General features: G+C 54.8%; 12 protein-coding genes. 6 read left to right on the plus strand and 6 right to left on the minus strand.

What is annotated here, in order from left to right:
- The first annotated feature begins 68 nt into the window (after positions 1-68).
- Positions 69-737, plus strand: coding sequence for an exodeoxyribonuclease X (gene exoX / locus WN53_RS23340; RefSeq protein ID WP_024486851.1), 669 nt, complete (start codon positions 69-71; stop codon positions 735-737).
- A gap of 30 nt (positions 738-767) precedes the next feature.
- On the opposite strand, the gene WN53_RS23345 is transcribed toward exoX, so the two are convergent.
- From WN53_RS23345 to dbpA, 4 genes are all read right to left on the minus strand, one after another.
- Complete coding sequence (locus WN53_RS23345; protein ID WP_024486852.1) at positions 768-2,801, minus strand: S9 family peptidase; 2,034 nt, start codon at positions 2,799-2,801, stop codon at positions 768-770.
- Between the two features lie 159 nt (positions 2,802-2,960).
- Entirely contained in the window at positions 2,961-3,269 is a 309-nt protein-coding gene (yqfB, locus tag WN53_RS23350) for a N(4)-acetylcytidine aminohydrolase (protein WP_024486853.1), read from the minus strand.
- A gap of 39 nt (positions 3,270-3,308) precedes the next feature.
- A complete protein-coding gene (locus tag WN53_RS23355; RefSeq protein WP_024486854.1) occupies positions 3,309-3,635 on the minus strand; it encodes a YebG family protein in 327 nt (108 codons plus the stop codon).
- A gap of 85 nt (positions 3,636-3,720) precedes the next feature.
- Positions 3,721-5,103, minus strand: coding sequence for an ATP-dependent RNA helicase DbpA (gene dbpA / locus WN53_RS23360; protein ID WP_024530215.1), 1,383 nt, complete (start codon positions 5,101-5,103; stop codon positions 3,721-3,723).
- Positions 5,104-5,314: 211 nt separating this feature from the next.
- Between dbpA and purT the strand changes: the two genes are divergently transcribed.
- A complete protein-coding gene (purT, locus tag WN53_RS23365; RefSeq protein WP_024486896.1) occupies positions 5,315-6,493 on the plus strand; it encodes a formate-dependent phosphoribosylglycinamide formyltransferase in 1,179 nt (392 codons plus the stop codon).
- 37 nt (positions 6,494-6,530) lie between these two features.
- Here purT and WN53_RS23370 read toward each other — a convergent pair whose 3' ends face one another.
- Positions 6,531-6,773 carry a YoaH family protein gene (locus WN53_RS23370; RefSeq protein ID WP_021806766.1) on the minus strand — a complete coding sequence of 81 codons (243 nt, stop codon included), beginning with the start codon at positions 6,771-6,773 and terminating at the stop codon, positions 6,531-6,533.
- Between the two features lie 63 nt (positions 6,774-6,836).
- Positions 6,837-7,844 carry a glycosyltransferase gene (locus WN53_RS23375; protein ID WP_024486897.1) on the minus strand — a complete coding sequence of 336 codons (1,008 nt, stop codon included), beginning with the start codon at positions 7,842-7,844 and terminating at the stop codon, positions 6,837-6,839.
- Between the two features lie 276 nt (positions 7,845-8,120).
- Between WN53_RS23375 and pabB the strand changes: the two genes are divergently transcribed.
- From pabB to WN53_RS23395, 4 genes are all read left to right on the plus strand, one after another.
- Positions 8,121-9,494, plus strand: coding sequence for an aminodeoxychorismate synthase component 1 (pabB, locus tag WN53_RS23380; protein ID WP_046808322.1), 1,374 nt, complete (start codon positions 8,121-8,123; stop codon positions 9,492-9,494).
- Positions 9,491-10,069: a CoA pyrophosphatase gene (locus WN53_RS23385; RefSeq protein WP_024486974.1), complete on the plus strand. Its 579-nt coding sequence runs from the start codon at positions 9,491-9,493 to the stop codon at positions 10,067-10,069. The genes pabB and WN53_RS23385 overlap by 4 nt, the downstream gene beginning before the upstream one ends.
- A gap of 372 nt (positions 10,070-10,441) precedes the next feature.
- Entirely contained in the window at positions 10,442-11,806 is a 1,365-nt protein-coding gene (gene sdaA, locus WN53_RS23390; protein WP_024486973.1) for an L-serine ammonia-lyase, read from the plus strand.
- A gap of 336 nt (positions 11,807-12,142) precedes the next feature.
- Positions 12,143-13,789 (plus strand): EAL domain-containing protein, encoded by a 1,647-nt coding sequence (locus WN53_RS23395; protein ID WP_046808323.1) that lies wholly within the window; start codon positions 12,143-12,145, stop codon positions 13,787-13,789.
- Positions 13,790-13,827: the final 38 nt, after the last annotated feature.

Here is a 13,827-nt window from a genome sequence, read left to right on the forward strand (position 1 = left end):
CGAAAAGACAGGTTGGCATCGCAACCCCATATCGTTAAGCTAGGGAGTAGACTTTAGCTGGGAACATCATGATGTTACGTGTAATCGATACTGAAACCTGTGGGCTAGACGGCGGCGTAGTGGAAGTCGCTTCCGTTGACGTGATCGACGGGCAAATCACTAATCCGATGAGCGACCTGATCAGCCCAGACCGGCCTATCGGCCTGGACGCCATGGCCATTCACCACATCACCGAGCAGATGGTTGAGGGCAAGCCGCGTATCGCCGTCGCCATTGGGCGTTATCAGGGCAGCCAATATTATGTCGCGCATAACGCTGCCTTTGATCGGGCCATGCTGCCGGAAATGAACGGTGCCTGGATTTGTACCCTCAAACTGGCACGTACGCTGTATCCAGACATTAAATATGGTAATCAATACCTGCGCTATGCACTGAATCTGGATGTGCAACTGCCGCAGGATACCGCGCTTTATCCACACCGCGCACTGTACGACTGTTACGTCACCGCCGCACTGCTGCAACGCATTGTGCAGGACTCCGGTTGGACGCCAGAACAGATGCTGGAAATCACCGAGCAGCCGGTATTGTTGAAAAAATTCAAGTTCGGCAAATATCGTGGGCAATCTATTGAGCAGGTAGCGCTGGAAGATCCTGGCTATCTGCGTTGGATGCTGAAATCCATCAACGATCTCAGCCCAGATATGAAACACACGTTGAAATACTATCTGTTGGGTTAATCAAGCGGGCAGTCTCCTGCCCGCGATGATTTATTCTGCCAGCGCCAGAATAAACGCATATTCCAGCGCAATATCTTCGTAAGCCTTAAAGCGCCCAGACTTGCCGCCGTGGCCGGCATCCATATCGGTATACAGCAGCAGTTGGCGATCGTCGGTTTTCAACTCACGCAGTTTCGCTACCCACTTGGCAGGCTCCCAGTATTGCACCTGCGAATCATGCAGCCCGGTGGTGACCAGCATATGCGGATAATCCTGCGCTTTCACCTGATCGTATGGGCTGTACTGCAAGATGTAATCGTAATACGCCTTGTCGTTTGGGTTGCCCCACTCGTCATATTCACCGGTGGTGAGCGGGATGGACTCATCTAGCATGGTGGTGACCACGTCCACAAACGGCACCTGGGCCACTACGCCATTGAACAGCTCAGGAGCCTGGTTGACTACCGCGCCCATCAGTAAGCCACCGGCACTGCCGCCCATGGCGAACACTCGGTCAGCATCGCCATAACCCTGCTCTACCAGCGTTTTGGTGACGTCGATAAAGTCGTTAAAGGTATTTTGTTTGTTGAACAGCTTGCCGTCTTCATACCAGAGTTGCCCCAGCTCGGCACCGCCGCGAATATGCGCCAGCGCGAAGACAAAACCGCGATCCAACAGGCTGAGGCGGCTGGCACTGAATGCCGGATCCATGCTGCTGCCGTAGGAGCCGTAGGCGTACACCATCAGCGGGTTCGCCCCATGCGCAAAGCGGTCAGCACGGTAAACCAAAGATACCGGCACCTCGACGCCGTCACGGGCTTTCACCCACACGCGCTCGCTACGATAATCTTCCGCCGTGAAGTTTTTCACTTCCTGCTGCTTGAGCAACTCCCGCTCGCCGCTGTCCAGATTCAGCTCATACAGCGTAGTTGGCGTGGTCATGGAGGAATAGCCGTAACGCAGCAGTTCGGTTTCTGGGTCTGGATTGTAGGCCAGCCAGGTGACATAGGTCGGATCGTCAAAAGCGATGCTCTTGTCTTCACCGCTCTGCCAGTGGATTTGGCGCAGCTGGGTCAGCCCGGCGATGCGCTCCTCCACTACCAGCCAGTCACGGAACAGGCTGAACCCTTCGAGCATGACATCGGTGCGCGGGGCAATCAGTTCCTGCCATTGGCTTTCGTCAGCCTGCTCGCTCTGGTACAGGCCAAAGTTCTTGCCGTTTCTGTTAGAGCGAATGTAGAAATGCTCACGGTAGTGATCGATGGCATATTCGTGATCTTTACGGCGCGGCGCAAACATCTGCGGCTTACTGTCTGTACTATTCGCATCCAGCAACAGGATCTCTGAGGTGGTGGTGCTGCTGAGGTGGATCAGGATAAAGCGCTCGGAGGTGGTTTTTTCCAGGCTGACGTAGAAAGTGTCATCCTGTTCCTCGTAGATCAGCACGTCCTGCTGCGGATCGCTACCCACCACGTGGCGATAGACCTGATACGGCAGCAATGTCTTGGCATGTTTACGCACGTAGTAAACAGTGGCGGAATCATTCGCCCACTCGAAGTTGCCAGAGGTGTTTTCCAGCACCTCATCGGCCCAGCTATCGTCGTGTAGATCCTTGAAACGGATATCGTATTGGCGGCGCGACAGGAAGTCTTCCGCCACGGCCAGGCGCTGGTTATCCGGGCTGACGTCCAACCCGCCCAACGTATAGAACTCATGCCCTTCCGCACGCTGGTTGCCATCGAGCAAGTTGTCCCAAAGCTCGGTAGCCGCTGCTGGCTGTCGCACATACAGCGCATATTCATTACCCGGCTCATAGCGGGTCTGATAGCGGAAACCACGCCTGACGTAAGGCACGGAATGTTCCTGCTGTGGGATACGCGCGACCATCTCCTGATACAGAGTTTCACGCAGCGCCTGTTGCGGCTTTAGCTGAGCGTCGGTGTAGGCATTTTCAGCCCGCAAATACTCCAATACCTGAGGATCGGTACGTTCGTCATCGCGCAGCCAGTAGTAGTCATCCACACGCGTGTCGCCATGGATAGTGATGGGATAAGGACGTTTTTCTGCCTTAGGAGGTGTCATCATTGCTAAATCATCCGCTTACTTTGATTAAGGCAAGAATGACACGAATTTCACAACGTTAACAAGCCGCGTAAGTAAATGGGCGCAGCATGCAGCGCCCCTACGCAGTGAACCGGTTAGGTTTTGTCAGCATCTCATCGCAATGTGAGATGGCATACGGCATCAGCGCTTGGTAAACGCGATGACAAACAGTTCATCCAGCCCCGGGTAGATATCCTGGATCACCTGCTTCAGTTCGCTGAGGGTCATATTCTCCTGCTGCGCATGTTCATGCGTTAGCTCATTCAGGCGCACCGGCGTTACCGACTTTACCTCGATATAACAGAAAAATACGCCGTCTTCGTTGCGGCTGACGCGCAGCACCTCATTCGGTTGGAAGTCAGCTTCGCTGGCGTCCCGAATGGTGATGGTTTTGCGCCCGGCCAGAATATCTTGCTCAAAACGGCTGAAGAAGGTTATCTCACGGGACATGCTGGATCCTTGGTTATGGTCATGTTGCTGCACCACTGCTTAAGCGGCCTGCTGCTCTTCTGACGCGGCGCCTTCTTCCGGGGCGGCGGCAGGTTTCTCACCTTTGGTTTTGGCTGGTTTTTTGGCCGCTTCTTGCGGAGCACCACCACGCAGGATCTGCGCCAGCACATCTTTGTGTTCCGCCAGGAAGAAACTCAACCCTTCACGCTGTTCTTCTTCCAGCATGACTGGCGCTTGCTGCAACCATTCACCGAGGCTATCGGCCAGATCCAACATTTTGTCGTAGGCATCGGCTTCTTTCTTATTTGCGAAAGTCATTTTTTCCTCACCGTTTCTCACTACTACATATTTCACTTCAACAGCCATGAGCATCTTCCTCAAAGGTTATGATACTGTATTTTTATACAGTATAGAGTGATTTCGGGCAGGGCTGCAAGCGCCCTGCCGTTTATTATTTCAACAGCCGCACTTTGCAGCTCTTGCCTTTGATCTTACCTTGCTGAAGCTGTTGCAGTGCCTTACGGGCGCTGGCCTTACGGATAGCCACATAGGCATGCACCGGGAACATGTCGATCTTGCCGACTTCTGCCGCCGTTAGCCCGGCGTCACCGGTCAACGCACCAAGAATATCGCCAGGGCGGATTTTCGCCTTGCGGCCACCGTCAATGCACAGGGTGACCATTTCTGCTTCCAGCGGCGTGTTAGGCGCCCCGCTCAGCTCAGACACGGGTGACCATTTTGCGCGCATGGACAGATACTCTTCGAGAGCATGAACACGCACCATTTCCTGCGGCGTACACAGGCTGATGGCCAACCCACTCAGACCGGCACGGCCAGTACGGCCAATGCGGTGGACGTGAACCTCAGGGTCAAACGACAGTTCGTAGTTGACCACCAGTTCCAATTCTTTGATATCCAGGCCACGCGCGGCCACGTCGGTCGCCACCAGTACACGGCAGCTGCGGTTGGCAAAGCGAACCAGCACCTGGTCCCGATCGCGTTGTTCAAGATCGCCATGCAGGGCCATGCAGCTGATACCACGAGCCTCCAACGCTTCATACACGCTCTGGCAATCACGCTTGGTGTTACAGAACACCACGCAGGACGCTGGCTGATAATGACGGATGGCGCTCACTAGCACCGCAGGGCGTTGATCGCGGGTGGTTTCATAGAAACGTTGTTCGATAGAGGCTTGCTCATCGCCATCTTCGACTTCCACATTCAGTGGCTGGCGTTGCACACGGGCGCTAATGCGCTCGATGCCCGCCGGATAGGTGGCAGAAAATAGCAAGGTCTGGCGCTGCGGCGGCGTATAGCTGATCACATCATCGATATCATCGGCAAAGCCCATATCCAACATGCGGTCGGCCTCATCTAGCACCAGCACGGTCATCTCGTCCAGCACCAAAGTTTTCTTGCGCAGATGCTCCTGCACCCGGCCCGGCGTACCCACCACAATGTGCGGTGCATGCACCAGGGAGTCAAGCTGTGGCCCCACCGGCTGGCCACCGCACAGGGTCAGTATCTTGATGTTCTGGGTAAAGCGGGCCAGGCGACGCAGCTCTTTGCTCACTTGGTCGGCCAGCTCACGCGTCGGGCACAGAATAAGCGCCTGGGTTGCCACTTTGGCAACGTTGATTTTATCCAGCAGGCCGATGCCAAATGCCGCCGTTTTACCGCTACCGGTTTTCGCTTTGGCACGTACGTCCTGCCCGTTCAGGATGGCAGGCAGCGCTGCGGCCTGTACCGGCGTCATTTCGGCATACCCCAGTTCGTTGAGGTTGGCCAACTGTTCAGCTGGCAGCGGCAGGGAAGAAAAAGAAACTGTGCTCACGGCAATAACTCTTATATAGCAAGTGGAAAGGCGGCGCTGCGCTTGGCTGGCACCGGATCAGGCGCAGATGATAACAGAGTTGGTGGGGTTTCCGGATTTCGGCGTTAAAAAAAGCGGTTAATAGGCACTGCTGGTCGTACGCAATCGTTTTCGTATATACTGCGCACTCAGTGTCAGACCCGTGAATTCATTCAGATCCAGGTATCAGACTATGTTAACTATTGGAACCGCCCTGCGTCCTGCCGCCACCCGCGTTATGCTACTCGGCTCAGGCGAGCTGGGCAAAGAAGTGGCCATCGAATGCCAGCGTTTAGGCTTGGAAGTCATTGCCGTTGACCGTTACGCCGATGCCCCAGCCATGCATGTGGCACACCGCAGCCACGTCATCAATATGCTGGATGGTGCGGCGCTCAAAGCGTTGATCGAACAGGAACGCCCCGATTTTATCGTGCCGGAAATAGAGGCTATCGCCACCAGCATGCTGGTTGAGTTGGAGCAACAGGGCCATAACGTCGTCCCCTGCGCCGAAGCCACACGTCTGACCATGAACCGCGAAGGTATTCGCCGTCTGGCCGCTGAAACGCTGGAGCTGCCAACCTCCAGCTACCGCTTTGCCGATAACGAGCAAAGCTTCTGCCAAGCGGTGGCCGAAATTGGTTACCCGTGCATCGTCAAGCCGGTGATGAGCTCATCCGGCAAAGGGCAAAGCCTGATCCGTGAAGAGCAGCAACTGGGCGCCGCCTGGGATTACGCACAGCTTGGTGGGCGCGCTGGTGGAGGCCGGGTCATTGTTGAAGGGCTGGTCAAATTTGATTTCGAGATCACTCTGCTGACCATCAACGCCGTCGATGGCGTACATTTCTGTGAGCCTATCGGCCACCGTCAGGAAGATGGGGATTACCGCGAGTCCTGGCAGCCGCAGCGGATGTCAGAGCTGGCATTAAGCCGTGCTCAGGCGATCGCCGCAAAGGTGGTTAATGCACTGGGTGGATTTGGTCTGTTCGGCGTGGAGCTGTTCGTCTGCGGCGATGAAGTGATTTTCAGCGAGGTCTCCCCACGCCCGCATGACACCGGCATGGTCACGCTGATTTCGCAGGATCTGTCCGAGTTTGCGCTGCACGTGCGCGCTTTCCTTGGGCTACCGATTAACGCGATACGCCAGTTCGGGCCGGCCGCCTCTGCGGTGATCCTGCCGGAGCTAAGCAGCGACAACGTGCGTTTCAGTGGGTTGGAGACGGCACTAAGTGGCTATAATCAGGTGCGGTTATTCGGTAAACCAAACATTGAGGGCAAACGCCGGATGGGCGTTGCACTGGCCGTTGCGCCAGAAGTAGAGCAAGCGGTAGAGCTGGCCAAACAGGCCGCTGCTGCGGTGACGGTGCAAGGGTAAACCGGTTGGGGGTTCGGGATGCCGACCCCCGCTAACGTCAGTAGTTTTCGTCGTCTTCGCTATCTTCGTCCAGATACTCGGTCGGTTCTTCCTGCTGCTGTTCTTCTTCTTCATCGTCGAACATCACGCTAACCTGATCGCCCTGATGTTTTTCGCGGATTTCCTGTGCCACAGTCGCGATGGCCTCTCCGCTGCTCATGCCCTGCCCCATCAGCAAATGGATACGTTCAGCAGCTTCCTGCTGTTCTTGGTGACTCAGTGACGGCATACCTGCAAGCATGTATTTCTCCCCGGTAAAATAGGCGTGAATTATACGCGCTAACGACGCAGATCCCTACACCTGTTATTCGCTGGCCTGCAAGGGAGTCGCGTTATCAATGTGCCACTGTTTTAAGCGATGCAGCCACAACATCACATGCCATGTCTGCTTGATCCCCCGCATATTGTCGATCATCTTCCGCTGAATGCCACGCCGGTAGAAATCTTCAGCAATCTGTTGTTGCGCCTGCAGTTCGGGCTCACGGCGAATACTATGGCAAATCCCCAGCGCCTCACGCGCGATTTGCCAGTGGAAGGCCGCACAAATCGAGATCTTGCTGCTGTAACGCTGATTCAGTGCCACCAGCATCTCCACGATTTTCATATAGTGGCGCTGATACTCGACGTTCGCCTGCCCGGTACGCCGACGGTTGCTGATCGAGCGGTCGTGTACCCGTTGGCGATATAGCGGTTTGCTCAGGTATTTAACTCGTTGAGCATTGAACATCACCTCGGTGGTCCACGGGATATCCTGGTGATGTAAACCAGGTTCGAAATAAAGTTGGTGCTGCTTGAGAAAATCCAGACGATACACGGCTAACCACACCACATGAATAAAGCGTCTTGATTTCAACGCTTTTTCCAACCACTGCGCACCAGAAATAACCGCCGTATCTTTCAGGCGCGCAGCAGGAATAATGGGGTGCAAATCACCATTGCTTGCAAAATAGCGTTCGCCGTTACATTGCATCACGTCTAATTGATGTTCTTCGGCTAATGTAAGCAGCGTTGAATACATTTTGGGATCCAATAAATCATCGGCGTCAGGGAAGGCGACATATTTACCACGGGCCACGGCCAGCCCAGCATTGCGAGCATTGGAGACCCCTGAGTTGGGCTGATCGATGACCTTGATATGTGGATGCTGCGCGGCGTAGCGGTGCGCGATCTCTCCTGAGCCGTCGGTGGAGCCATCGTTAACGATGATCACCTCCAACTGCTGCTCATGTTGCGCCAGCAATGAATTCAAGAAAGGAATAAATAGCTCCCCCACATTATGCAAAGGAACAATAACGCTTAATTTTAATGACATTGCTGCCCTCACCTGCGGGGTAAATTAGAATAATCGTCGGGTAAAGCAAGATACATTTATTATTATTTTACTTATTGAAATATTCACTGAGGGAATTTCTTTCGGCGAATATATAATGGCATTTTACATTTTATAATATGGCAGACGTTGCAAAAAATGCTCCATTTACGCATGGTTTACTTTTCATCCGGCTAATCTGTAAGCAGCACCCTATAGCGTAATGTGGCAGAATGGCTGCCAACACCGCTGTTTACGTGAGTCAGGTTGATTGATCCTATGAATGTCACCGCCCCAAACCTTAAATCGTTACCCTATACGCGCGAAGCCGTACTAACGCTGTTCGCTCCATTGGCACAACGGCCATGGGCTATGCTGCTGCATTCAGGCTTTGCCGAGCACCCGCATAACCGGTTTGACATTCTGGTGGCAGAACCGCGCACCACGCTGACGACTTACAGTGCCAGCACCGAGATCCAGCAGGGAGAGACTCGCAGTAACTCACCTGAAGATCCCTTTGTGCTGTTGCAGCAACAGCTAGATGCTCTCAACCTGCATCCGCCACTGAACGGCGAACTGCCCTTTCAAGGGGGAGCTCTGGGGCTATTTGGCTATGATTTGGGGCGACGTATCGAAGCGTTGCCGCAGTTGGCACAGGCCGATATCAAGCTGCCGGATATGGCGGTGGGTATTTATGACTGGGCTCTGATCGCCGATCATCATCAACAAAAACTGACCCTGCTCAGCTATGGGGATGTAGAACAGCGCTGGCAATGGCTTAACCAACAGCGGGTTGTGCCACAGCCTCCCTTTACCCTGACTGGCAACTGGCAGGCCAACATGACGCGCCAACAATATGGCGAAAAATTCCGGCGTATCCAGGGCTATCTGCGCAGCGGCGATTGCTATCAGATCAATTTGGCTCAGCGTTTTTCCGCCCCGTACCAAGGGGACGAATGGCAGGCATTCCAGCAGTTAAGCGCCAGCAACCGTGCGCCGTTCTCCGCTTTCCTGCGCCTGCCCGCCAACGCGGTATTGAGCGTTTCACCAGAACGTTTCCTGTGGTTGGCCGATCGGCAAATCCAGACCAGGCCAATCAAAGGTACGCTACCCCGCCTTGCCGATGCCGCGCTGGATGCAAAACAGGCGCAAAAATTGGCCAATTCGCCCAAGGACCGGGCCGAAAATCTGATGATTGTCGATCTGCTGCGTAATGACATTGGCCGTGTGGCAGAGCCTGGCAGCGTGAAGGTGCCGGAACTGTTCGTGGTTGAGCCGTTCCCGGCGGTACATCATCTGGTCAGTACCATTACTGCCACTCTGCCCGCCAACCGCTCGGCTAGCGAGCTGTTGCGCGCCTGTTTTCCCGGCGGATCGATTACCGGCGCGCCCAAAGTGCGGGCAATGGAAATCATCGAAGAACTGGAGCCGCAGCGCCGTAATGCCTATTGTGGCAGCATTGGCTATCTCAGCGTTTGCGGTACCATGGACACCAATATCACCATCCGCACCCTGATTGCCGAAAACGGGCGCATCAGCTGTTCTGCCGGTGGTGGCATCGTTGCAGATAGTCAGGAACAGGCGGAGTATCAGGAAACCTTTGATAAGGTAGGCCGCATCTTGCCACAGCTGGGGGAGTTTACCGTTTCGTGAGCCATCAGGACTATCCGGCCTCATTGGCCGATTTTATCAGCCGCTTTCAGCTGCAACAGCCGCAGGCGACGCAGGTCTCCCACAACTCGCGCCCAGCCGCCGTGCTGATCCCCATCGTTTGTCGGCCAGAACCGACTCTGCTGCTCACCCGCCGCGCCGACTCATTGCGTAAACATGCGGGTCAAGTGGCCTTCCCCGGTGGTAAAACCGATGCTGAAGACGGTTCTCCCATCATTACCGCACTGCGTGAAGCGCAGGAAGAAGTGGCGATCCCACCGCAGCGGGTGCATGTCCTCGGCCAGTTGGCCCCGCTCGACAGCAGCACCGGTTTTCAGGTGACGCCGGTGGTGGGCCTGATCCCGGCAGATGTGGCGTTTCATGCCAACGAAGATGAGGTCGCCGAGGTGTTCGAAATCCCGCTGCACGAAGCGCTGCGGCTCTCACGCTATTATCCGTTGGACATTCATCGTGGTGGCCACGCACATCGAGTCTATCTTTCCTGGTATCAGAGCCAGTTCGTCTGGGGTCTGACGGCCGCGATTATTCGCCGCCTGGCACAGCAAGTCAGCATCTGAATTTGGTATTTTTCGTGACATACGTCACGTTAAAGCCGGGATTACCTGTCGTTTTGAGTATAAAGCGATCGCTATCACTCCAGCAGCCTGTTTTATCAACTACCGTTACCGCTATCGATGTTTTAAAAAAACTGTAAACTCTCTCTTCAACCTTACGAAATACCTGTAAAATAGCCACGACCGGAATAAACCACTAATATTATAAGGATTACCCCGGCAGTTTTTTAAGGCGTTAACAGCAATACCAAGGATTACTTTATTTCATGCGAAAAGGGCCGCAAAACCCGTACGGCCCTTTTACACTATCGCCGTTCCCTGCGCGGTTTTTAACCGCAGCAGCCATAACAATATGCCTCTTTAAGGAGTTTTAGCGTGATTAGCGTTTTCGACATGTTTAAGATCGGCATCGGCCCGTCCAGCTCTCATACGGTTGGACCGATGAAAGCCGGCAAACAGTTTGTCGACGATCTGGTAAACGAAGGCTTGATGCCTTCCGTCACGCGTGTTGCCGTCGATGTTTACGGCTCACTCTCATTGACCGGTAAAGGTCACCATACCGATATCGCCATCATTCTCGGCCTGGCGGGCAATATGCCTGATACCGTCGATATCGATGGCATCCCGGGCTTTATTCGCGATGTTGAGCAACGTCAACGCCTGATGCTGGCCAGCGGCCTGCACGAAGTCGATTTCCCCCGCGATGGCGGCATGGTCTTCCGTAGCGACAATATGCCGCTGCACGAAAACGCCATGCAGATCCATGCCTTCGCAGGCGACAAGCAGATTTACAGCAAAACCTATTACTCCATCGGTGGCGGGTTTATCGTTGACGAAGAACATTTCGGCAAAGCCGAAAGTAACGAAATCTCGGTTCCCTATCCGTTCCACTCGGCAAGCGAAATGTTGGCCCACTGCCACGCTACCGGTCTGTCCCTCTCCGGGATGGTCATGCAAAACGAACTGGCACTGCATAGCAAGCAGGAGATCGAAGCCTATTTCGGCAACGTTTGGCAAACCATGCGCGCCTGTATCGATCGCGGTCTGAACACCGAAGGCGTACTGCCTGGCCCGCTGCGGGTTCCACGCCGCGCCTCCGCCCTGCGCCGCTTGCTGGTTTCCTCAGACAAACTGTCCAGCGACCCAATGAACGTGATCGACTGGGTCAACATGTTTGCGCTGGCGGTAAACGAAGAGAACGCCGCCGGTGGCCGCGTGGTGACCGCCCCAACCAACGGAGCCTGCGGGATCGTCCCTGCGGTGCTGGCTTACTACGATCATTTCATCGAGTCCGTCAGCCCGGAAACCTATGTCCGCTACTTTATGGCGTCGGGCGCGATTGGCACTCTGTATAAAATGAACGCCTCGATTTCCGGTGCCGAAGTGGGCTGCCAGGGCGAAGTGGGTGTGGCCTGTTCGATGGCCGCTGCGGGCCTGGCCGAGTTGCTTGGCGGCAGCCCTGAGCAGGTTTGCATCGCCGCCGAAATCGGCATGGAGCATAACCTGGGCTTGACCTGCGATCCCGTTGCCGGCCAGGTACAGGTCCCTTGCATCGAGCGCAACGCCATTGCCTCGGTGAAAGCGATCAACTCGGCGCGTATGGCATTGCGCCGCACCAGCGAGCCGCGTGTGTCGCTGGATAAGGTGATCGAAACCATGTACGAAACCGGTAAAGACATGAACGCCAAGTATCGTGAGACCTCCCGTGGCGGTCTGGCGATCAAGGTTCAGTGTGACTGATTAAGTCTGTCCCCCTCGTCGTCACCGGCGAGGGGGAACGGCTGAAAAAACCTGAACTGGCTACGCAACACGTAGGGTGCCTCATGCGGCACCTGCTTAGAGAATCAATAGGTTAACCTCGTTGTCCCGTACAAACTCAGCAATACTGCTAATCTGACCACCTCGCCCATCCGCCGGTTAACCCCCAAATTTCCCCTTTGATCGCGCCAACCGAAATAATTTGTTGAGTTACCATCAATTTTCCATGCGAACAGGCTAGAATTAGCCAAGCATAGTATTACTGAAATTGCGCCTGGAAGTGGCGTCAGGCAGCTAGACTGAACAAGGACTTACCGGATGTTGATGACCCAACTTGCCGCATCGAAATACCGCTATTACCGTTGGCTTCTCGCCGGCGCGGTTGGGTTGGCTATTTTGTTGATTTCGCTCTATACCCGCTACTATCAGGAAGTCCGTAATACCGAGCAGAACCAGCGCATGCTGGCCAGCCGGGTGATCACCAAACTCAATGCGTTGCTGCTACCCGCAGAGCAACAGGCTCTCAGCACCATGTCGCTGGTCGGGCAACCCTGCGATTCGGTGATACCAACGTTACGCTTTCGTGCCGCACAGAATCAGGCACTGCGCTCGTTGCTGCTGGTCAAGGACGGTACGATTTATTGCTCCAGCCTGTTTGGCCAACGCCACTATGTGTTTACCACCATTTTCCCAACCATGACCAAAGGCGGCATGCAGCTGGCACTGCGCCCTTCCATCACGGTAGCCAAAGGAACGCCAACGCTGGTGCTGTGGACTCCGTTGCCCGATCAAAGTACCAGCGGAGTGTTGCACGTTTTCAATATCGATCTGTTGTCCAATTTCCTGCTGGAACCGCAAGAGCCTTTTGCTCATCGGGTAGCCCTGAACGTGGGTGCCTACAGACTGGAATATGGTCAACAGGAAATTACCCTGAGCGATGGCAAAGCCGAAGGCCTGCAATACACCGCCAAATCCGCCAAGTATCCTTTCTCCATCTCCCTGTTTGGCCCCGATGCCCGTACTCTGGCGCTGGCCGCACTACCGCGCCATATTCCTCTGGCGTTGATGCTGAGCCTGCTGGCGGCCTACGTGGTCTATCTGATCACCGCCAACCGCATGAGCCTGTCTTACCATATTGGCCACGCCATTGCGCATCGCGAATTTCGCGTTTATTGCCAGCCGATTATCAACAGCGATAATGGGCGCTGTGTCGGCGTCGAAACCTTGATGCGCTGGAAGAACAAGCGACAAGGCTGGATTTCGCCAGACGTGTTTATCCCGCTGGCCGAACAGCACGCCCTGATCATTCCGCTAACGCGTTATCTGATGACCACGGTGGTAGAAAACCTCAACCTGTTCCCCCCTCGCCCCTCTTTCTATATCAGCATCAACGTCGCAGCAGAGCATTTCAATACCGTCAGCATTATTGATGATATCCGCCGCATCTGGCTGCCCGCCCATCCGATGCCGTCACTGATGCTGGAGCTGACGGAGCGAACCGCCCTGTCGGAGATTCAGCATGAACAGATTAAAACGCTCAAAGAGATGGGCATCATGCTGGCGATAGACGACTTTGGCACCGGCCACAGCTCGCTCAGCTATCTGAAAAAGCTCAGCCCGGACGTGTTAAAGATCGATCGTGGTTTTACCGCCGCCATTGGCACCGACGCGGTCAATGCCACCGTGACCGATACCATCATTACGTTGGCACAGCGCCTGAAATTAAAACTGGTGGCCGAAGGGGTTGAGACAGAGGAGCAGGCAGAGTATCTACGCTCGCAGGGGGTAAATGCCTTACAGGGGTATTATTTTGCCAAGCCGATGCCGATCAACGTGTTTCCACTGTGGCTGCAACAGTATGAAACCCGCCAACGTGTATTACATCAGCAGAAACAGGCAGAAAAAAAACCAGGGCCCTCACCCCAACCCTCTCCCACAGGGAGAGGGAGCAGTCCGGAGCTGTAATTAGGTGTAAGAGTTAATCTGGAACAGGGTGATGTAAA

This window comes from Serratia fonticola (assembly GCF_001006005.1).
In the GTDB taxonomy this organism is placed as follows: domain Bacteria; phylum Pseudomonadota; class Gammaproteobacteria; order Enterobacterales; family Enterobacteriaceae; genus Chania; species Chania fonticola.